At 52.6% G+C, this 19,460-nt stretch carries 16 protein-coding genes, 3 pseudogenes and 1 other annotated feature; of the genes and pseudogenes, 6 read left to right on the forward strand and 13 right to left on the reverse strand.

Annotation, left to right across the window (positions count from 1 at the left end):
- Positions 1 to 203: 203 nt before the first annotated feature.
- From clpB to rluD, 3 genes and pseudogenes are all read right to left on the reverse strand, one after another.
- Positions 204 to 2,778 (reverse strand): annotated as a pseudogene (gene clpB, locus O1V66_RS13745) (ATP-dependent chaperone ClpB).
- Positions 2,779 to 2,908: 130 nt separating this feature from the next.
- Positions 2,909 to 3,646, reverse strand: coding sequence for a purine nucleoside phosphorylase YfiH (gene yfiH / locus O1V66_RS13750; protein ID WP_045048593.1), 738 nt, complete (start codon positions 3,644 to 3,646; stop codon positions 2,909 to 2,911).
- On the reverse strand, positions 3,646 to 4,623 hold the full coding sequence (gene rluD / locus O1V66_RS13755) for a 23S rRNA pseudouridine(1911/1915/1917) synthase RluD (RefSeq protein ID WP_045048592.1): 978 nt from the start codon (positions 4,621 to 4,623) through the stop codon (positions 3,646 to 3,648). Before rluD ends, yfiH begins: the two co-directional genes overlap by 1 nt.
- Positions 4,624 to 4,752: 129 nt before the next feature.
- Here rluD and bamD point away from each other — a divergent pair, with 129 nt between their 5' ends.
- The 4 genes from bamD (at position 4,753) to pheA (ending at position 7,671) form a co-directional block, all read left to right on the forward strand.
- Complete coding sequence (gene bamD / locus O1V66_RS13760; protein ID WP_045048591.1) at positions 4,753 to 5,484, forward strand: outer membrane protein assembly factor BamD; 732 nt, start codon at positions 4,753 to 4,755, stop codon at positions 5,482 to 5,484.
- A 275-nt stretch (positions 5,485 to 5,759) separates the two neighbouring features.
- The gene (raiA, locus tag O1V66_RS13765; protein WP_045048590.1) at positions 5,760 to 6,098 is read left to right on the forward strand and encodes a ribosome-associated translation inhibitor RaiA; all 339 of its coding nucleotides are present in this window, start codon (positions 5,760 to 5,762) and stop codon (positions 6,096 to 6,098) included.
- Positions 6,099 to 6,277: 179 nt separating this feature from the next.
- Positions 6,278 to 6,401: a sequence feature (Phe leader region), on the forward strand.
- Positions 6,279 to 6,326, forward strand: coding sequence for a pheA operon leader peptide PheL (gene pheL, locus O1V66_RS13770; protein ID WP_194294391.1), 48 nt, complete (start codon positions 6,279 to 6,281; stop codon positions 6,324 to 6,326). Its footprint overlaps the feature before it by 48 nt.
- Positions 6,402 to 6,513: 112 nt before the next feature.
- The gene (gene pheA, locus O1V66_RS13775) at positions 6,514 to 7,671 is read left to right on the forward strand and encodes a bifunctional chorismate mutase/prephenate dehydratase (protein WP_045048589.1); all 1,158 of its coding nucleotides are present in this window, start codon (positions 6,514 to 6,516) and stop codon (positions 7,669 to 7,671) included.
- Between the two features lie 91 nt (positions 7,672 to 7,762).
- On the opposite strand, the gene tyrA is transcribed toward pheA, so the two are convergent.
- From tyrA to ffh, 7 genes are all read right to left on the reverse strand, one after another.
- Complete coding sequence (tyrA, locus tag O1V66_RS13780) at positions 7,763 to 8,884, reverse strand: bifunctional chorismate mutase/prephenate dehydrogenase (protein ID WP_045048588.1); 1,122 nt, start codon at positions 8,882 to 8,884, stop codon at positions 7,763 to 7,765.
- A 7-nt stretch (positions 8,885 to 8,891) separates the two neighbouring features.
- Complete coding sequence (locus O1V66_RS13785) at positions 8,892 to 9,968, reverse strand: 3-deoxy-7-phosphoheptulonate synthase (protein ID WP_045048587.1); 1,077 nt, start codon at positions 9,966 to 9,968, stop codon at positions 8,892 to 8,894.
- Between the two features lie 237 nt (positions 9,969 to 10,205).
- On the reverse strand, positions 10,206 to 10,568 hold the full coding sequence (gene rplS, locus O1V66_RS13790) for a 50S ribosomal protein L19 (protein ID WP_045048586.1): 363 nt from the start codon (positions 10,566 to 10,568) through the stop codon (positions 10,206 to 10,208).
- A gap of 80 nt (positions 10,569 to 10,648) precedes the next feature.
- Entirely contained in the window at positions 10,649 to 11,392 is a 744-nt protein-coding gene (trmD, locus tag O1V66_RS13795; protein WP_045048585.1) for a tRNA (guanosine(37)-N1)-methyltransferase TrmD, read from the reverse strand.
- Positions 11,393 to 11,458: 66 nt separating this feature from the next.
- The gene (gene rimM / locus O1V66_RS13800) at positions 11,459 to 12,007 is read right to left on the reverse strand and encodes a ribosome maturation factor RimM (protein WP_045048584.1); all 549 of its coding nucleotides are present in this window, start codon (positions 12,005 to 12,007) and stop codon (positions 11,459 to 11,461) included.
- A gap of 18 nt (positions 12,008 to 12,025) precedes the next feature.
- Positions 12,026 to 12,274 carry a 30S ribosomal protein S16 gene (gene rpsP / locus O1V66_RS13805; protein WP_017493592.1) on the reverse strand — a complete coding sequence of 83 codons (249 nt, stop codon included), beginning with the start codon at positions 12,272 to 12,274 and terminating at the stop codon, positions 12,026 to 12,028.
- 181 nt (positions 12,275 to 12,455) lie between these two features.
- Positions 12,456 to 13,817: a signal recognition particle protein gene (ffh, locus tag O1V66_RS13810; protein WP_045048583.1), complete on the reverse strand. Its 1,362-nt coding sequence runs from the start codon at positions 13,815 to 13,817 to the stop codon at positions 12,456 to 12,458.
- Positions 13,818 to 13,996: 179 nt separating this feature from the next.
- On the opposite strand from ffh, the gene O1V66_RS13815 reads away from it, so the two are divergent.
- Together O1V66_RS13815 and O1V66_RS13820 are read left to right on the forward strand one after the other, a co-directional pair.
- The gene (locus O1V66_RS13815) at positions 13,997 to 14,788 is read left to right on the forward strand and encodes a cytochrome C assembly family protein (RefSeq protein ID WP_045048582.1); all 792 of its coding nucleotides are present in this window, start codon (positions 13,997 to 13,999) and stop codon (positions 14,786 to 14,788) included.
- A 55-nt stretch (positions 14,789 to 14,843) separates the two neighbouring features.
- Positions 14,844 to 16,131: pseudogene (locus O1V66_RS13820) on the forward strand (HlyC/CorC family transporter).
- A gap of 123 nt (positions 16,132 to 16,254) precedes the next feature.
- Here O1V66_RS13820 and luxS read toward each other — a convergent pair.
- From luxS to yqaB, 3 genes and pseudogenes are all read right to left on the reverse strand, one after another.
- The gene (gene luxS / locus O1V66_RS13825; protein ID WP_045048580.1) at positions 16,255 to 16,770 is read right to left on the reverse strand and encodes an S-ribosylhomocysteine lyase; all 516 of its coding nucleotides are present in this window, start codon (positions 16,768 to 16,770) and stop codon (positions 16,255 to 16,257) included.
- 199 nt (positions 16,771 to 16,969) lie between these two features.
- Positions 16,970 to 18,533, reverse strand: a pseudogene (gene gshA / locus O1V66_RS13830) (glutamate--cysteine ligase).
- 145 nt (positions 18,534 to 18,678) lie between these two features.
- Positions 18,679 to 19,245: a fructose-1-phosphate/6-phosphogluconate phosphatase gene (yqaB, locus tag O1V66_RS13835; protein WP_045048621.1), complete on the reverse strand. Its 567-nt coding sequence runs from the start codon at positions 19,243 to 19,245 to the stop codon at positions 18,679 to 18,681.
- Positions 19,246 to 19,460 lie beyond the last annotated feature (215 nt).

Consider the following 19,460-nt stretch of genomic DNA (forward strand, 5'->3'; position numbering starts at 1 on the left):
TTCCCTGTCGTTGGAGCGGCATTATAGGGAGTTTCCGCAGGGCCGCAAGCGTTTATTCGAAATAAATTATCAACCGCTCATTAATTCGCCAATTCGTGCATTTTTGAATAATAAACCAACAAAAAAGGGGCCAACCTTGCGGTTAGCCCCTTTTAATCAGGTATTACTCAGGTCAAAAGACCTGAGTTCTCCTTATCATTGTCTTATTGTTTAGCAACAATGTGGTCGTTTTCTACATCTATCGTAATCGGCTTACCCGGTATCAGCTTGCCGGAGAGGATTTGCTGAGCCAGCGGGTTTTCGATTTCCTGCTGAATGGCGCGTTTAAGAGGTCGTGCACCATAAACCGGATCGAAGCCCGTGTTACCCAGCAGCTCCAACGCGGCATCGGTGAGATGTGCGCTGTAACCCCGTTCATCCAGACGTTTATACAAACGCTGCAACTGAATCTCGGCAATGTGCTTGATATGCGCATGAGCCAGTGGGTGGAAGACCACGACTTCATCTATACGGTTGATAAACTCGGGACGGAAGTTATGTGTGACCACTTCCATGACCGAACTTTTCATCTGCGCATAGGTTGCCTGACCGAAATGCTGCTGGATAATGTCTGAGCCCAGGTTCGAAGTCATGATGACCACCGTATTACGGAAGTCGACTGTACGCCCCTGCCCATCCGTCAGTCGGCCATCGTCCAGAACCTGCAAGAGAATGTTGAACACATCAGGATGCGCTTTCTCGACTTCATCAAGCAAAATCACGGAATAAGGACGACGACGAACCGCTTCCGTCAGATAACCGCCCTCTTCATACCCGACATATCCCGGAGGCGCACCCACCAGCCGTGACACAGAGTGTTTCTCCATGAACTCCGACATATCGATACGCACCATCGCGTCATCACTATTAAAGAGGAAAGTCGCCAGCGCTTTGCAGAGTTCGGTTTTACCAACCCCGGTCGGACCGAGGAACAGGAAGGAACCGATCGGACGGTTAGGATCCGACAAACCGGCACGGCTACGACGAATCGCATTCGACACGGCATCCACCGCTTCATTCTGGCCAATGACCCTATGATGCAGCTCGTCTTCCATTCGCAGCAGTTTTTCACGTTCGCTTTCCAGCATTCTGGCAACCGGAATCCCGGTCCAGCGCGCCAGCACGTCGGCAATTTCGACATCGGTCACACGGTTACGCAGCAGCTTCATGGTTTTGCCTTCTGCCTGCGTAGCCGCCGCGAGCTGTTTTTCCAGCTCGGGGATTTTGCCGTATTGCAGTTCGGACATGCGGCCGAGATCCCCAACGCGACGCGCCTGCTCAAGGGTAATCTTCGCCTGCTCCAGTTCTGCCTTGATATTCTGAGTGCCGCTCAGAGAGGCTTTCTCTGCTTTCCACTCTTCATCAAGCCCGGAATATTCACGCTCTTTCTGATCGAGTTCGGTATTGAGCATTTCAAGACGCTTGATGCTGGCGTCATCCGACTCTTTCTTCAAAGCCTGCTGTTCGAGCTTCAGCTGAATGATACGACGATCGAGGCGGTCCAGCGATTCCGGCTTGGAGTCCATCTGCATACGAATGCTGGAAGCCGCTTCATCGATAAGGTCGATAGCCTTGTCGGGCAGCTGGCGATCGGAAATATAGCGATGAGACAAGGTTGCCGCGGCAACGATGGCCGGATCGGTTATCTGCACATGGTGGTGCAGCTCATAGCGCTCTTTCAGACCACGCAAAATGGCGATGGTGTCTTCAACGGACGGTTCCGCCACAAACACTTTCTGGAAACGACGTTCCAGCGCGGCATCTTTCTCGATGAACTGGCGGTATTCGTTTAATGTTGTTGCACCCACGCAGTGAAGTTCGCCGCGAGCCAGGGCCGGTTTGAGCATATTGCCCGCATCCATCGCGCCATCGGCTTTACCGGCGCCAACCATGGTGTGCAGTTCATCTATAAAGAGGATAACGCTGCCTTCCTGCTTGGCCAGGTCGTTAAGCACACCTTTCAGGCGCTCTTCAAACTCGCCGCGGTATTTGGCACCCGCCACCAGCGCACCCATGTCCAGAGACAGCACACGCTTGTTCTTTAATCCTTCGGGGACTTCGCCATTGATGATGCGCTGGGCAAGGCCTTCGGCAATCGCCGTTTTACCCACGCCCGGTTCACCGATTAATACCGGATTGTTTTTGGTACGGCGTTGCAGAACCTGAATGGTGCGGCGGATCTCTTCGTCACGGCCAATCACCGGGTCCAGCTTGCCTTGGTTCGGCGCGCTCAGTCAGATCAATGGTGTATTTCTTTAAAGCCTGACGTGAGTCTTCGGCTCCCTGATCATCCACTTTGTCACCACCTCGCATTTGATCGATAGCTACACTGATTTTTTCAACGGTCGCACCACTGGCCTTCAGGAGGTCAGTCAATGCGCCGCGGTCTTTCAAGGCCGCCAGAATGAAAAGTTCCGACGAGATAAACTTGTCGGCGCGCTGTTGCGCCAACTTGTCACAGAGATTCAGGACACGAACCAGTTCGCTGGATGGTTGAACATCCCCACCGGTTCCTTCAACTTGCGGTAAACGACCCAATGCCTGATCGACGTCCGTGCGGACCCGCTGGGCATCGACGCCCGCAGAGGTTAATAAAGGACGCACGGTTCCGCCTTCCTGGGTGAGCAAGGCGCTCATCAGATGGACGGGTTCGATAAACTGGTTGTCGCGGCCAAGTGCGAGTGACTGGGCATCGGCGAGGGCAAGCTGGAATTTGCTGGTAAGACGATCCAGACGCATAACACCTCCAATACTGAACAAAATTGCTACTGGAGATTAAATGAGGCCAAGCCCCACGATTTCAAGGTTATTTCGTCAGTATATTATGAGTACAACGTGATGCGTATCTGGATCGTCTTGATTTGATAGGTTATATCAGCCAGATCAAAGTTGCCAGCCGTCCGGTGATTCCGTCGCGGCGATAGGAGAAGAAATGAGCCGGAGAGCTGACTGTGCAGCGATCACCGCCATAGAACTGGCTGACGCCGGCGGCCTGCAAGCGCAGACGGGCAAGCTTGTAGATATCGGCAAGGTATTTTCCCTGCCCGACGGGGGCAAAGGCATCGACGGTCTGCGGGTCATGCTGCATGAACGCGGCACGCACTTCGGCGCCCACTTCAAACTGCTCAGGACCAATCGCCGGGCCAAACCACACCATGACATCCTGCGGTTTTGCGCGAAATGCCGACAGCGTATTTTCGAGTACGCCCGCGTGCAGCCCGCGCCATCCGGCATGCGCCGCCGCGACTTCATCCCCTGCCCTGCTGCAAAACAGCACCGGCAGGCAGTCGGCGCTCATCGCCGCACAGACGACCCCCGGCTCGCTGGTGTAAGCCGCATCGGCGCGAATCGTAGAATGAGGCGTTGTTTGCGTCAGACGCGCTACGTCAATGCCGTGAACCTGTTCCAGCCAATGCGGTGCAGCCGGAAGCTGGGCGAGCTGAACCAGACGCTGCCGATTGGTGGCGACGTGTTCGGGTGTATCGGAAACGTGGGAGCCAAGATTGAGCGAATCGTAGGGCGGCAGACTGACGCCGCCCAGACGGGTAGTAGAACAGGACCGCACCGATTCAGGCTGCGGCCAGTGTGGCAGGATTAATGCAGGCATTACCAATGCATCTGATCCTTGAACTCTTCGGTATCGGCTTTCATGGCGTCTATCAAGTCGACCATGTCCTGAGGCAGCGGCGCGTGCCACTCCATCTGGATACCGGTTACCGGATGGAACAGACGCAACATGGTGGCGTGCAGTGCCTGACGGTCAAAGGTACGCAGCTGATTGATGAAGCCTTCCGATGCACCTTTTGGCGGACGTGGACGACCACCATACAGTTGATCGCCAACCAGCGGATGGTTGATGTGCGCCATGTGAACACGAATCTGGTGTGTACGACCGGTTTCCAGACGCAGACGCAGACGCGTATGGGCACGGAAGTGCTCCATGATGCGATAGTGCGTGGTTGCCGGTTTACCCATCGGGTGAACGGCCATATGGGTGCGCTTGGTGCTGTGACGTGAAATAGGTTCGTTGACCGTGCCACCCGCCGTCATGTTGCCGATAGCAACGGCTTCGTATTCACGGGTAATTTCACGGCGCTGCAACGCATCAACCAGATGTGTCTGGGCAGGCACGGTTTTGGCAACCACCATCAAACCGGTGGTATCCTTGTCGAGACGGTGAACGATGCCGCAACGCGGAACATCGATAATCTCGGGATAATGATGCAGCAGGGCATTCAGTACAGTGCCATCGGGATTGCCGGCGCCCGGGTGAACCACCAAATCGCGCGGTTTGTTGATGACCAGAATGTCGTCATCTTCGTAAACGATGTTCAATGCGATGTCCTGAGGCAGCCAGCGAGCTTCCTCTTCGATCTGCGCATCGATGGTAATTGCTTCGCCACCCAGCACTTTTTCTTTAGGTTTGGTGGTTTTTTTACCGTTTACTGTCACCCTTTCATCAAGAATCCAATCTTTTATGCGAGATCTTGAATAATCAGGGAACAATTCGGCCAAAGCCTGATCTAACCGTTGACCGAGTTGTGTTTCGGCAACCGTCGCCGTGAGTTGTACTTGTTGTGCCATATGCTGCTCTTGGGTAACCTTGGGTTTTCACGGCGATGCCGTTTAAAATAATGTGCTATTGTAGCTGGTCTTTGTCGGGAGCTTAACGGACAGTCTCCCAGAATAACACCTGAGGATAATCAAAACGTCATGACGCGTGTGAAATATCTGGTGGCAGCAGCCACGTTGAGTCTGGCGCTGGTAGGTTGCTCCAGTTCCAAAGAAGCGGTCCCCGATAACCCGCCAAACGTCCTTTACGCGACTGCCCAGCAAAAGCTGCAGGACGGTAACTTTAAAGGCGCGATTGCGCAACTGGAAGCGTTGGATAACCGCTATCCGTTTGGGCCGTACTCACAGCAAGTGCAGTTGGATCTGATTTATGCCTATTACAAGTCGGCTGATTTGCCACTTGCCCAGGCATCTATCGATCGCTTCATGCGTTTGAATCCAACTCATCCAAACATCGACTACGTCATGTATATGCGTGGCCTGACCGATATGGCGTTGGATGACAGTGCTCTGCAAGGATTCTTTGGTGTCGATCGTTCAGACCGTGATCCACAGCATGCACGCGCTGCGTTTCGCGATTTCAGCCAGCTGCTTCATTCTTATCCAAACAGTCAGTATGCGACCGATGCCAACAAGCGTCTGGTCTTCCTGAAAGACCGTTTGTCTAAATTTGAGCTGTCAGTGGTGCAATACTACACTAAACGCGGGGCTTACGTCGCCGTTGTTAATCGTGTTGAGCAAATGATGAAGGATTATCCGGATACCAAAGCAACGCGCGATGCGTTGCCTCTGATGGAAAATGCTTACAGAGAACTGCAATTAACTAACGAAGCAGACAAGGTCGCCAAAGTTATCGCGCAGAACCCTGCCTGATTGCTTTTACAGCCTGTGTGTTTAAAACGGTGGCTCAGGCCGCCGTTTTTTTGTCCTAAACGTCTGAAAACCTCCTGTATTTTCCCTATTATCTTATTGATTAATTAGCATTGTTGAACGTATCCCGCAGACTTTTGTTCACTTAATCGGCATTCATCACAAATAACGGCCTGTTGGACGAGAGGCTCAAAAAAGTGTGATCCAGATCACATAAATTGTGGCGCAGGACGGTATGCTGGACCTACCTAGACGGAAAGACAGAGAGGTAAGTTAATATGATCGTAAACATTACCAGCAAGCAAATGGACATCACGACCGCGATTCGGGAACACGTCGAAGACCGTCTAAAAAAACTGGAAAAGTGGCAGACTCAGTTAATTACTCCACACATCGTTCTTTCCAAACAACCCGAGGGTTTTGTGGCCGATGCGACGATTGGTACCGCCAATGGCCCACTGGTTGCCAGCGCAACTAACCATGATATGTATATCGCCGTTAACGAGATGGTTTCCAAGCTGGAACGTCAGCTGAATAAAGTTCAGCACAAGGGTGAAGCACGCAGGGCCGAGAGCTGTGTCAAAGACATTAATCTTCAACCTATCGAAGAAGAATAGTTCTCTCCCCTATTGGTCAGAATTGAGCACAAGGCTTGAATTCGCTATATGACCCAGACAAATGCGCTCATACGGGCGCATTTGTCTTTTCAGTAGCCCTCGAAATGGCAAATCTTATTGACAGAAAGAAAAGCCAGGGGTTACTTTAATGCCTGACTTCTTATGAGCACAAAACAAGACATGATCCGCAAACCGTTTTTCTTCGCCTTCTTTTTTACCTTCCCCTGATTGGGAGGCGTTTCGTCGTATAAGAAAGAATGCGAAGACGAACAGAAAGCCTCCTCACCAGGAGGCTTTTTTTACCTGATAAAATCCGCCGTACTTGAAGCTGCAATTTTGATTACAGGATTATGCGTAAAAGCTAACACGAAGCGCCCTGGGCCTTCGTCACAAACAATTAAAAAAGGCAAAACCGATGAGTGATAACCCGTTACTGGACCTGCGTGAGCGTATCAGCGCCCTTGATGTAAAACTGCTGGCCCTGCTGGCCGAGCGACGCGGAATGGCTATTGAAGTCGCGCAAACCAAAATGCACAGTCATCGTCCCATTCGTGACATCGAACGCGAGCGCGAATTGCTTAATCGGTTGATTATCGAAGGTAAAAAGCACAATCTCGATGGCCATTACATCACCCGTGTCTACCAGTTGATCATTGAAGATTCGGTGCTGACTCAGCAGGCGCTGCTGCAACAGCATCTTAATCAAACTGCCTCCGGCTCTGCGCGTATCGCGTTTCTGGGTCCAAAAGGGTCCTACTCTCATCTCGCAGCACGCCAATATGCCGCTCGCCATTTCGACCAGTTTATTGAATCCGGCTGCCTGAAGTTTCAGGATATCTTCACCCAGGTTGAAACGGGTCAGGCGGATTACGCGGTATTGCCTATCGAAAATACCAGTTCCGGCTCTATCAACGATGTTTATGATTTACTGCAACACACCAGCCTCTCTATCGTTGGCGAGCTGACCAATGTTATCAACCACTGTGTGCTGGTTGCCGCCGATACGGACCTGTCTAAAATCGAGACCGTTTATAGCCATCCGCAACCGTTCCAGCAGTGCAGCCAGTTCATTAACCGCTTCCCGCAGTGGAAAATCGAATATTGTGAAAGCACTGCGGCCGCAATGGAAAAAGTGGCGGCGTCCAAATCTCCGAATGTCGCTGCATTGGGTAGCGAAGCGGGCGGCGCGCTTTATGGTTTGCAGGTGCTGGAACATAATCTGGCCAACCAGAAACAGAACATTACTCGCTTCATTGTGCTGGCGCGCAAGGCTATCGACGTCACCGAGCAGGTTCCGGCAAAAACGACTTTGATCATGGCGACGGGCCAGCAGGCCGGTGCGCTGGTTGATGCCCTGATGGTGTTCCGCGAGCAGGGCGTGATTATGACCAAGCTGGAGTCGCGTCCGATCAATGGCAACCCGTGGGAAGAGATGTTCTACATTGACGTGCAGGCCAACCTGCGTTCGGAAGCCATGCAGAATGCGCTACGCAATCTCAGCCCGATCACCCGTTCGCTGAAAGTACTCGGATGTTACCCAAGTGAAAACGTGGTTGCGGTAAATCCGGAATAAAGCTCGCAAAAACAGCTATAAAAAAGGCCAGAACGTTTTTACGTCTGGCCTTTTTGCTGTCTTGCGATAAAGTCTTTCGGGTCGATAACGCTTATTTGCGACTATCGTTTGCCTGGCGGAGCAGTGAGCCGCTCTCTTTCAGGAAACGAGGCGCATAATCGCCAAACCAGTCTTCAACTTGACGGAATTTGCCGATAAACGCCTGCTTGTCGCCGGTTTCAAGCAGCGCCAGTGCATCGCCAAAACGCTGGTAGTAACGTTTGATGAGCGAAATATTGTTCTCTGACGACATAATAATGTCGGCATAAAGCTGAGGATCCTGCGCAAACAGTCGCCCAACCATCGCCAGCTCAAGACGATAGATGGGTGAAGAGAGCGCCAGCAGCTGTTCGATATCCACGTTCTCTTCCGAGAGGTGCATGCCGTAGGCAAAGGTCGCGAAGTGACGCAGCGCCTGAACAAACGCCATATTCTGATCGTGCTCGACGGCGCTTATCTTGTGCAGTCGCGCGCCCCATACCTGTAACTGCTCGAGCAGCCACTGGTAGGACTCAGGCTCGCGGCCATCACAGTAGACCACCACCTGTTTGGCGAGACTGCCCACATCGGGGCCGAACATCGGGTGCAGGCCCAATACCGGACCGTCGTGCGCGGCCAGCATTGCATGCAACGGCTTGTTCTTGATGGAAGCCAGGTCGACCAGAATGCAGTCCTGCGGCAGCTTCGGCAGGCGAGCAATCACGTCTTCGGTCAAGTGAATAGGCACGCTGACGATAACCATTCCGGCATCGGCGAGCAGGGTCTCGGCCTGCGGCCAGTCCTCCTGCTCCAAAGATTTTACCTGATAACCCGAAAGCTCAAGCATGCGGGTAAACAGACGCCCCATCTGCCCTTTGCCACCGACAATCACCACCGGTCGCAGCGCAGGATGCAGCGTTTTAAATCCTTTATCATTTTCACTGGAGTAGGATTCGCGCATGACCCGGCGCAAAACGTCCTCAATCAGGTCGGCCGGGACACCCAGATTTACTGCTTCCTGACGGCGGGAGGCCAGCATTGCCGCCTCGCGCTCCGGAACATAGATTGGCAGCCCGTTACGGCTTTTTACTTCACCCACTTCAGCCACCAGATGCAAACGTCTGGCTAAAAGATCCAGCAGGGCTTTATCGACTTCATCAATCTGGTCACGCAATGCGTTAAGTTCGGCCACCATAAAACGTCTATTCTCCTGAAATTCGTGCTGCCAGCGAGTCGCCCAGCTCCTGATGCATGTTGCGAAGCAGGGCCTCGGTGGTTTCCCAATTGATACAGGCATCGGTCACCGACACGCCGTAGCGCATATCGGAACGCGGCTGCTCTGAAGACTGATTACCTTCATTCAAATGACTTTCCAGCATCAAACCGGTGATGGAACGGTTACCGGCCTTGATCTGTGCAATCGCCGATTCAGCCACCAGCGGCTGACGGCGGTAGTCTTTGTTTGAATTGCCATGGCTGCAATCTATCATCAAGGACGGACGGAGTCCCGCGCCCTGCATCTGTTTTTCACAATCCAGCACGTCTTCGGCGCTGTAGTTTGGCGTTTTGCCACCGCGCAGGATCACGTGACCATCGGGGTTGCCCTGCGTTTGCAGCAGACAAACCTGGCCGCCCTGATTGATGCCCACAAAACGGTGTGGCATGGCCGCAGCGCGCATGGCATTGATGGCGGTGCCGAGGCTGCCGTCGGTACCGTTTTTGAATCCTACCGGCATCGACAGACCGGACGCCATTTCGCGGTGAGTCTGGGATTCGGTTGTGCGAGCGCCAATCGCGGACCAGCTGAACAGGTCGCCAAGGTATTGCGGGCTGTTGGGATCCAGCGCTTCGGTCGCGATGGGCAGACCCATGCTGACCAGTTGCAGCAAGAGATTACGCGCGATGTGTAAACCGGCTTCAACGTCGAAGGTGCCGTCCATGTGCGGATCGTTGATAAGCCCTTTCCAGCCTACCGTCGTCCGTGGCTTCTCGAAGTAGACACGCATGACGATGTAAAGGCGATCGCTCAGCGCTTCGGACAGGGTTTTCAGGTGACGTGCGTATTCTATTGCAGCATCGAGATCATGTACCGAGCAGGGACCACAGACGATAAGCAGACGAGGATCGCGGCCGTGAATTATGTCGGCGATAGTCTGGCGGGATTTTTCAATGCTGGTCTGATTTTCCGCACTCAGCGGGAATTTGTTTTTCAGCTCTTCAGGAGTAATCAGGATTTCTTCGGCGCTGATATGCACATTGTTCAAGGCGTCTTTTTGCATGATGGCTGTCCAGGATAAATTTGAAAGAGATTTGCTGTTTATCAGCATCTGCCAAACACGATATCACAGGCTGTAAAGTTTTCAAACTCGCAGTGTAAACTTTATATTACCAATAGCACCTAAATAACCTCATCTGTAAACTTAATATTACATATCCATTGTAAGCTCCCTTTCTCACGCTTTTGTTGAGACGAAAAAAACGGCCCCGAGGGGCCGTTTATATAACACTTGAGAATGTTATCGTGCGTTAACGCGGTTAAGACGCTCTTTGATACGAGCTGACTTACCGGTACGCTCACGCAGGTAGTACAGTTTCGCTTGACGAACGGCACCACGACGTTTAACAGCGATGCTGTCAATAACAGGTGAGTGAGTCTGGAATACACGCTCAACACCTTCGCCGTTGGAAATTTTACGAACAGTGAATGCAGAGTGCAGACCGCGGTTACGGATAGCGATAACCACGCCCTCGAATGCCTGCAGACGTTTTTTGCTACCTTCAACGACCCATACTTTCACTTCGACCGAGTCACCCGGACGGAATGAAGGTACGTCTTGCTTCATCTGCTCTTGTTCGATTTGCTTAATGATATTGCTCATAATATATCTCTTACCCTAGGTAAACTGATAGTTCAGAGAATCCTGAAGCACGAAGCTTCATCATTCTCTTGATAGTTTTGTTAGCTGATCCGATGTTCCCGTTGGAACTCTTTCAGCAACACCTCTTGCTCGTCAGTCAGAGCTAGGTTTTCCAGAAGTTCAGGTCTTCTAAGCCAGGTACGGCCCAGCGACTGCTTCAAACGCCAGCGACGAATTTCTGCATGGTTTCCCGACAGTAAAACCGGCGGTACCTCCATGCCCTCCAACACTTCAGGGCGGGTATAATGGGGACAATCCAGTAATCCATCGGCAAAAGAGTCTTCTTCTGCCGAAGCATGATGACCCAGCACACCCGGAATGAATCGGGACACTGAATCGATCAACGTCATAGCGGGGAGTTCCCCACCGCTGAGTACGTAATCGCCGATTGACCATTCTTCGTCAATTTCGGTTTTGATCACGCGCTCATCGATGCCCTCATAGCGACCACACACCAGAACTATCTTCTGGTTGGTCGCCAGTTCGCAAACGCCTTGCTGGTCAAGTTTGCGCCCTTGTGGTGAAAGATAAATCACTTTCACGCCTTCGCCTGCCGCTGCCTTCGCTGTGTGGATGGCATCCCGCAAGGGTTGCACCATCATCAGCATTCCGGGGCCGCCGCCATAAGGGCGTTCGTCCACGGTGCGGTGCCGATCGTTGGCGAAGTCACGTGGACTCCAGCACTCTACGCTCAGCAGGCCATTCTTTACTGCCCGGCCAGTTACCCCGTAATCGGTGATTGCGCGGAACATCTCGGGGAAAAGGCTAACTATACCAATCCACATAGCCTAATCCTCATAACGGTGTTCCACTCAGCCTACGGATATCTACAGCAGTAGACATTACGGAGGTCAAAAACCAGGATCCCAATCTACTTCAATGGTCCGAGTAGCGAGATCGACTTTCTTGATAACCTGCCCATCGAGGAACGGAAGTAACCGTTCCTTGATGCCAAATGCATCTTTCAGGTTTGCTTTTACTACCATCACGTCGTTCGAACCGGTTTCCATCATATCAATGACTTTACCGAGCTCGTAACCGGTGGTGGTCACTACCTGGCAACCGAAAAGGTCTTTCCAGTAGTAATCACCCTCGCCGAGGTCTGGCAGCTGGCTTGAATCTACAACAATCTCGCGATTCGTCAGTAGATTGGCCGCATCCCGATCGTCAACGCCTTTGACTTTGATGATCAGGTCCTGATTGTGGCGCTTCCAGCTTTCCAGCTCGACAGCCTGCCACTTACCCGCCTGCTGGATAAACCAGGGCTGGTATTCGAAAATGCTTTCGGCGTCTTCGGTGGATGAAAACACTCTGAGCCAACCACGAATACCGTAAGTTGAGCCCATTTTGCCGAGAACAATCGGCTCAGCGGGCGTCACTGGATTGAGTTGCTTGCTCATTGCCACCACCGCGACAGATTAAGCTGCTTTCTTGGCGTCTTTGATCAGCGAAGCTACGCGATCAGAAACGGTTGCACCCAGATCTTGCCAGTGGGCAATACGATCCAGGTCCAGACGCAGTGCTTCAGCCTGGCCAGAAGCCAATGGGTTGAAGAAACCTACGCGCTCGATGAAACGACCATCACGAGCATTGCGGCTGTCGGTCACTACTACTTGATAGAACGGACGCTTTTTTGCGCCGCCACGTGCCAAACGAATTGTTACCATAACATCCTCTTTAGTGAATAAAACAGCCAGAGCCCATCGGGGAACGGGGTCTGGCTGCAATATAAAAAGCCCGAAAATTTTACTCATTTTGGCGCAAAAAGCAATCGAAAGCGTCTATTACCTCAAACTACTTTTGGCCGAGCGCTTATTTCCGGTACTCATTATCATGTCGAACAGCGGCTTAGCGACCAGGGAAACCCGGTGGCATCATGCCTTTCATGCCACGCATCATCTTGGCCATGCCGCCATTCTTCATTTTCTTCATCATGCGCTGCATGTCGTCAAACTGCTTCAGCAGCCTGTTGACATCCTGCACCTGCATTCCGGCACCCAGCGCGATACGGCGCTTGCGGGAACCTTTGATTATCTCGGGCTTGGCGCGCTCTTTCAGCGTCATCGAGTTGATGATGGCTTCCATACGCACCAGCACTTTGTCGTCCATTTGCGATTTGACGTTGTCCGGCAGTTGACCCACGCCCGGCAGCTTGCTCATCATGCTCGCCATGCCGCCCATGTTGCGCATTTGCTTGAGCTGGTCGAGGAAATCGGTCAGGTCGAAACCATTGCCCTTTTTCATCTTGGCGGCCAGCTTCTCGGCCTGCGCACGGTCTACCTTGCTTTCGATATCTTCGATAAGGGAAAGCACGTCGCCCATGCCGAGAATACGTGAGGCCACACGATCGGGATGGAAAGGCTCAAGGGCATCGGTTTTTTCACCCATACCCAGGAATTTGATAGGTTTGCCGGTGATATGACGAATCGAAAGTGCCGCACCACCGCGCGCATCACCGTCGACCTTGGTCAGGATCACACCGGTCAATGGCAGCGCTTCGTTAAACGCTTTTGCGGTATTCGCCGCATCCTGACCGGTCATGGCATCGACAACAAACAGCGTTTCAACCGGCTTGATGGCCGCGTGAACCTGTTTGATTTCGTCCATCATCGCTTCATCGACGTGCAAACGACCGGCGGTATCCACCAGCAGGACGTCGAAGAATTTCAGTTTCGCGTGCTGTAGCGCCGCGTTGACGATGTCGATAGGTTTCTGGCTGACATCGGAGGCGAAGAACTCGACCCCAACCTGCTCGGCCAGCGTTTCGAGCTGCTTGATTGCCGCAGGACGATAGACGTCGGCGGAGACAACCAGCACCTTTTTCTTGCGCTTTTCTTTCAGGAACTTGCCGAGTTTTGCCACGCTTGTGGTTTTACCCGCACCCTGCAAGCCTGCCATCAGCACGACAGCCGGCGGCTGCGCGGCCAGGTTCAGTTCGGAGTTCGCTTCGCCCATAGCCGTTTCCAGCTCTTTCTGAACGATTTTGATGAACTCCTGACCCGGCGTCAGGCTCTTGTTGACTTCGGTGCCAACGGCCGCTTCCTTCACGCGGTTGATGAAGTCGCGCACAACCGGCAAGGCAACATCGGCCTCCAGCAATGCCATGCGAACTTCACGCAGTGTTTCTTTTACATTCTCTTCGGTCAGCCGCCCACGGCCGCTGATATTGCGCAGTGTGCGCGACAATCGATCGGTTAAATTATCAAACATCGTCTCTTGCTCAACGTAATGACAGGCCGCTTTTGCGACACAATTGCGGGATTATAACACGAGATGTCCGCACAATCTCTGCCCGATATATAAAGGTAAAATCGGGAGAGTTGTTGGAGCACGACGCAGGTAACGCTATACTGGCTTTCTCATTCATTTTTCGACGCAAATGACACAATATGCCTGCTTTCGCTCTTGTCGCCATGTTCGCCTATCTGCTTAGCCTTTCTCTGATCATTCCGAGCCTGATCCGCAAGAATGGCACCTATCGGCGCATCGCGTTAATTTCGGCGACTGTCGCCCTGATTTGCCATGCCGTTACGCTTGAGCAGCGGGTGTTTGACGTCAGTACCGGCCAGAATCTGAGTCTGGTCAATATCGGCTCGATAGTCAGCCTCATTATCTGTACCGTGATGACTATCGTCGCCTCGCGCAGCCGCGGCTGGTTTATCCTGCCGGTGGTGTACTGCTTTGCGTTGATAAACCTGGCGCTGGTCGCTTTCCTGCCGGGCGAGTTCATAACGCACCTTGAGGCAAGCAAAGGGTTGCTGGTCCATATAGGATTGGCGCTGTTCTCGTATGCCACACTGATTATCGCCGCGCTGTATGCGCTCCAGCTTGCCTGGCTCGATTACCAGTTGAAGAACAAGAAACTGACGTTTTCCGCCGATATGCCGCCGCTGATGAGCATTGAACGCAAACTGTTTCACATCACCCAGGGCGGTGTGATCCTGTTGACGCTGACGCTTTGTACCGGCCTGTTATATATGGAAAACCTCTTTAGCCGAGAAAATATCGACAAGGCCGTGCTGTCTATTCTTGCCTGGCTGGTTTACATCGTGCTGCTGTGGGGACATTATCACGAAGGCTGGCGTGGACGCCGCGTGGTGTGGTTCAGCATGGCCGGTGCCATCCTGTTGACGCTTGCCTATTTTGGCAGCCGCCTCATCCAGCAGGTCATGGTTCACTAAGACGCCGATCCCTTGTCCCTCGCCATTCATTCATAAAACATTAAGGAATTACCCGTTGGAGCACGTCTCAACAACTACCCTCATTATCATCCTGGTTATCATGGTGGTAGTTTCCGGCTATTTTTCGGCTTCCGAAACCGGAATGATGACCCTCAACCGCTATCGTTTACGCCACCTTGCCAAGCATGGAAACCGTGCTGCGCGTCGCGTTGAAAACCTGCTGAAAAAGCCCGACCAGCTCATAAGTCTCGTGCTGATTGGCAATAATCTGGTCAATATTCTCGCCTCGGCGCTGGCCACCATCGTCGGGATGCGTCTTTATGGCGATGCGGGCGTGGCCATCGCGACCGGCATCCTGACCTTTGTGGTCCTGCTGGTTCGCCGAAGTGCTGCCGAAAACCTTCGCGGCGCTCTATCCTGAACGTATCGCCTTCCCGAGCAGCCTTCTTTTACGTCCGTTGCAGACCATCATGATGCCGCTGGTCTGGTTGCTGAACAGCCTGTCCAAGATTCTGATGCGCATGTTCGGCATCAAAACCAATGTGGGGATAAGCGATGCCGTGAGCAAGGAAGAGCTGCGCACTATCGTAAACGAATCCCGCTCGCAGATTTCGCGCCGCAATCAGGACATGCTGCTGTCGGTGCTGGATCTTGAAAAAGTGACCGTCGATGACATCATGGTGCCGCGCAACGAAATCCTTGGCATTGATATCAACGACGACTGGAAATCAATCAGCCGTCAGCTGACGCATTCGCCGCACGGTCGCATCGTGCTGTATCGCGACTCGCTCGACGACGCCATCGGCATGCTGCGTTTGCGTGAAGCCTACCGCATGATGACCGAGAAGAAAGAGTTCAACAAAGAAAACCTGCTGCGCGCCGCCGATGAAATCTACTACATTCCGGAAGGTACGCCGTTGAATATCCAGCTGGTTAAATTCCAGCGCAACAAGAAGAAAGTCGGCATCGTAGTAGACGAGTATGGCGATATTCAGGGGCTGGTGACGGTCGAAGACATTCTGGAAGAGATTGTCGGCGATTTCACAACCTCGATGTCGCCAACGCTTGCCGAAGAAGTTACGCCGCAGAGTGACGGAACGGTGCTCATTGAAGGCAGCGCCAACGTGCGCGAATTGAACAAGGCGTTTAACTGGAACCTGCCGATTGAAGGGCCGCGTACCATCAACGGCATTCTGCTTGAGGTGCTGGAAGACATTCCAAAGATTGGTACCAGTCTGCGTATCGAAAGCTATGAAGTGGAAATTCTCGACGTGCAGGACAACATGATAAAACAGGTTCGCGTCAGGCCTTTGAAAACCCTGCGCAGCAGCGCCGAGCATTAATCGGCACGTTGTCGGGGCGCGGTCTTGAAACCTTGTCTTGATGCCGGAAAGAAAAAAGACGCGATATTCTCGCGTCTTTTTTTATGCCATTGGCCAAAGCGCCAACCTTTAGGGAAGCTCAAACTAGATATGCAGTTCGGTCAGCTTTTCGGGTGGCAGCGCCAGGTCTTCGTTGCGGTTAACACCGATTTCGCTATCAACGATATGCTGGGCGATTTCCTGGGCTTCTTTCAGCGAGTGCATTTCACAGGTACCGCACTGATAGATGTTCAGCTCGGGGATCTGGTTCTGATCTTTGACTTTCAGAATGTCGGCCATCGCCGCTTTCCAGGCAACGGCAACACGCTTCTCGTCCGGCACACCAATCAGGCTCATGTAGAAACCGGTACGGCAACCCATTGGTGAAATATCGATGATTTCGACGCCTTCACCGTTCAGGTGGTTACGCATGAAACCGGCGAACAGGTGCTCCAGCGTGTGCGTACCGCGCTCGGTCATCACTTCGATATTCGGGCGGCAAAAACGCAGATCGAAGACGGTGATGGTGTCCCCGTTTGGGGTCTTCATGGTTTTTGCGACACGAACGGCAGGGGCAGCCATGATTGTATGGTCTACCGTAAAGCTATCCAACAGTGGCATATCGTCACCTCTCCTAAAAAAAATGATTTTTTTATCGAACTCGGGAAACCTTTTCCCAAAACACGAGTCTGAATATATGAAAGACGCGCATTTGTTATCATCATCCCTGAAACAGAGATGTTTGTTTTGGCCACAGTGATGTGGCCATTTTCTTTTCCAGCCCTCGCCCAATCTCACAGCACCGATTGATTCCCCGGCACTATTTCGCGGCGAGAGAAGCCAGATACTCTTCAAAGCTTAACTTATCTTCTGCTTCCAGACGGCGCTGACGCTGCCAGGATGCATCGTACTCTTCCGCCAGCTGCTGCTCCTTCAGAACCTCCATCGGCTCATCAATCAGCATCTGACGATATTTCTCGGCCAGTTTGAGTCCGAGATTGCCTTCACCCTCCTCCTTCATCATCTTGAGGATACGGGCGGAATAAGTCAGCTCGGGATTATCAAATGCGGCAACCAGTTCGCTGCACACGTCCTGATACTCTTTATTGCCGTTTTGGCTATCCAGCACTTCCGCGACGCGACGCAGGTCGGCAAACAGCGATTTACCTACTTTATCAAGCGGTTCACGTACGTCGTCACAGCCGATGCCGATCGTCTGGCCCGGTTTACGCCCTTCCAGAATGACACGATTCCAGTTTTGACGGGTGCAAAGAATCTCTTCGCTGCTCATCTCCGGCGCATCGGCCAATGCACACCATATCAAAAATAGATCGAGGAAACGTGCCTGCGAGGCATCAAAACCGGTCGGCGTGAACGGATTGATGTCGAGAGAACGCACCTCAATGTATTCGATTCCACTGCGCATCAGTGCGTCGGAAGGCGTTTCGCCAGATTTGGTGACGCGCTTCGGACGGATAGGAGCATAAAGCTCGTTCTCAATCTGTAACACATTCGTATTCAGCTGGAGATATTTACCGTCTTTCTTGACGCCCATTGCCGCATATTCGGCAGAAGGCGTGCGAATGGCACGTTTGACACCGGCAACGTAGGTTTCAAGGTCATTGAAGGTAATGCCCAGATTGCTCTGCGATTTATTGGTGTAGCCCAGGTCGCTAAGACGCAGCGAGGTCGCGTAAGGCAGATAACATAATCCGGTTCTCTGCATACTCGAACGGCAAATTGGTTTCACGGCCTTTAAGGAAAGAGGAACAGATCGCAGGCGATGCCCCGAACAGGTAAGGGATAACCCAGCCAAAACGGTAATAGTTGCGGATCAGTTTGAAGTAGCCGGCGGAAATCTCTTCCTTGCCGCTTTGTGCATCTTGAATACCCAACCGCGCCTGCCAGAATTCGATTGGCAGCGAGAAGTTGTAGTGAATACCGGAAATTATCTGCATCAGTGCGCCGTAGCGGCTTTTGAGGCCCTGACGATACAGCGTTTTCATCTGACCGACGTTCGAGGTGCCGTACTGCGCCAGCTCGATGTCATCGGCAGAATCGATAAAGCACGGCATGCTGAACGGCCACATTCTTTCGTCACCCAGCTCCCTGGCTACGTGACGATGAATATCGCGCAGGAAACTCAGCGTATGCTCGACGCTGTCATCGACCGGTGTAATAAACTCGAGAAGCGACTCGGCAAAATCGGTGGTGACCCAACGATGCGTCAAGGCTGCGCCAAGAGGTTCAGGGTGACCCGTCTTTGCCAGTGTACCGTTTGGATTCACGCGGAGCGTTTCACGCTCGATGCCCCGACGAATACCCTTTACGGACTGGGGATGGGCTTCCAACCAGGAAAGCGCCTGTGATACATCCGGGATCAAATTGACCTCCCGATTTTAAAAAAGTTAACGCGTAAATGTTCTGAGTCTGCATAGATGTGACCATCATAGATAACCGATACCAATCTAACCGCGTCATGAGCTCGCTCTTGCGTGCCTACGGCCAATGCCATGGCACGGGCGTCGCTCACAGCGTGCGTACGTCGACGAAGGCCATATTGGCCCGTTTAGCTGCTTCTATACCGAAATCGGCGTCTTCAAATACCACACAGTTCTCCGGCGGCACGCCAATCAGTTCGGCGCAGCGCAGAAAGGTGTCTGGCGCCGGCTTGTGATTTTCTACATCGTTGGCGCCGACAATCGCGTCGAAACACTGGCGCAGCCCCAAATGACGCAGCAGAGCATCCGCCATTCCGTGTTCGCTGCCCGTGCCGACCGCCATAGGGCGACGCCCGTGAAACGCCTTCACCACCTCGATAAGGGGCAAGGGCTGAACCGTGTCCAGTAACATCGCCTGCACGGCCGAGGTTTTCTCGGCGGCGAGATGATAGGGATCGAGATCCGCCTTGTTACTGTCAATTATAGACTGCGCAATGCGCCAGGTCGGCGAGCCGTTAAGCGCGACCATCGCAGCCAGGTCATACTGCAAGCCATATTTGCCCAGTACCTGGTGCCAGGCTTTGCGGTGCGTGGGTTCGGTGTCCAATATGGTACCGTCCATATCAAAGATCAAACCCTGGTACCCTTCGTATATCTTGTAGTCCATGACACCGCCTACTCTTCACCGATATGGGGAAACTACTTTAGCTTAAAGATTGGAAATTGTCGCTTTTTGTCAGGTTGGAAAGCACATAGGGATTAATCTTGCGGGAAGGATCGAGAGAAAGAAAAAAATTTGCGGAAGACAGAAAGCAAAAAACCCGCCGAAGCGGGTTTCTTGTAACTTGCAGAGTCTGAATGAACATTGTC

Origin of the sequence: Rouxiella chamberiensis, from assembly GCF_026967475.1 — a bacterium.
Lineage (GTDB): Bacteria > Pseudomonadota > Gammaproteobacteria > Enterobacterales > Enterobacteriaceae > Rouxiella > Rouxiella chamberiensis.

Bases quoted from the DNA above. Each gene is read 5' to 3' on its own strand.
- yfiH (WP_045048593.1), bottom strand. From the start codon at position 3,646: ATGCCTGCATTAATCCTGCCACACTGGCCGCAGCCTGAATCGGTGCGG.
- rluD (WP_045048592.1), bottom strand. From the start codon at position 4,623: ATGGCACAACAAGTACAACTCACGGCGACGGTTGCCGAAACACAACTC.
- bamD (WP_045048591.1), top strand. From the start codon at position 4,753: ATGACGCGTGTGAAATATCTGGTGGCAGCAGCCACGTTGAGTCTGGCG.
- raiA (WP_045048590.1), top strand. From the start codon at position 5,760: ATGATCGTAAACATTACCAGCAAGCAAATGGACATCACGACCGCGATT.
- pheA (WP_045048589.1), top strand. From the start codon at position 6,514: ATGAGTGATAACCCGTTACTGGACCTGCGTGAGCGTATCAGCGCCCTT.
- tyrA (WP_045048588.1), bottom strand. From the start codon at position 8,884: ATGGTGGCCGAACTTAACGCATTGCGTGACCAGATTGATGAAGTCGAT.
- O1V66_RS13785 (WP_045048587.1), bottom strand. From the start codon at position 9,968: ATGCAAAAAGACGCCTTGAACAATGTGCATATCAGCGCCGAAGAAATC.
- rplS (WP_045048586.1), bottom strand. From the start codon at position 10,568: ATGAGCAATATCATTAAGCAAATCGAACAAGAGCAGATGAAGCAAGAC.
- trmD (WP_045048585.1), bottom strand. From the start codon at position 11,392: ATGTGGATTGGTATAGTTAGCCTTTTCCCCGAGATGTTCCGCGCAATC.
- rimM (WP_045048584.1), bottom strand. From the start codon at position 12,007: ATGAGCAAGCAACTCAATCCAGTGACGCCCGCTGAGCCGATTGTTCTC.
- rpsP (WP_017493592.1), bottom strand. From the start codon at position 12,274: ATGGTAACAATTCGTTTGGCACGTGGCGGCGCAAAAAAGCGTCCGTTC.
- ffh (WP_045048583.1), bottom strand. From the start codon at position 13,817: ATGTTTGATAATTTAACCGATCGATTGTCGCGCACACTGCGCAATATC.
- O1V66_RS13815 (WP_045048582.1), top strand. From the start codon at position 13,997: ATGCCTGCTTTCGCTCTTGTCGCCATGTTCGCCTATCTGCTTAGCCTT.
- luxS (WP_045048580.1), bottom strand. From the start codon at position 16,770: ATGCCACTGTTGGATAGCTTTACGGTAGACCATACAATCATGGCTGCC.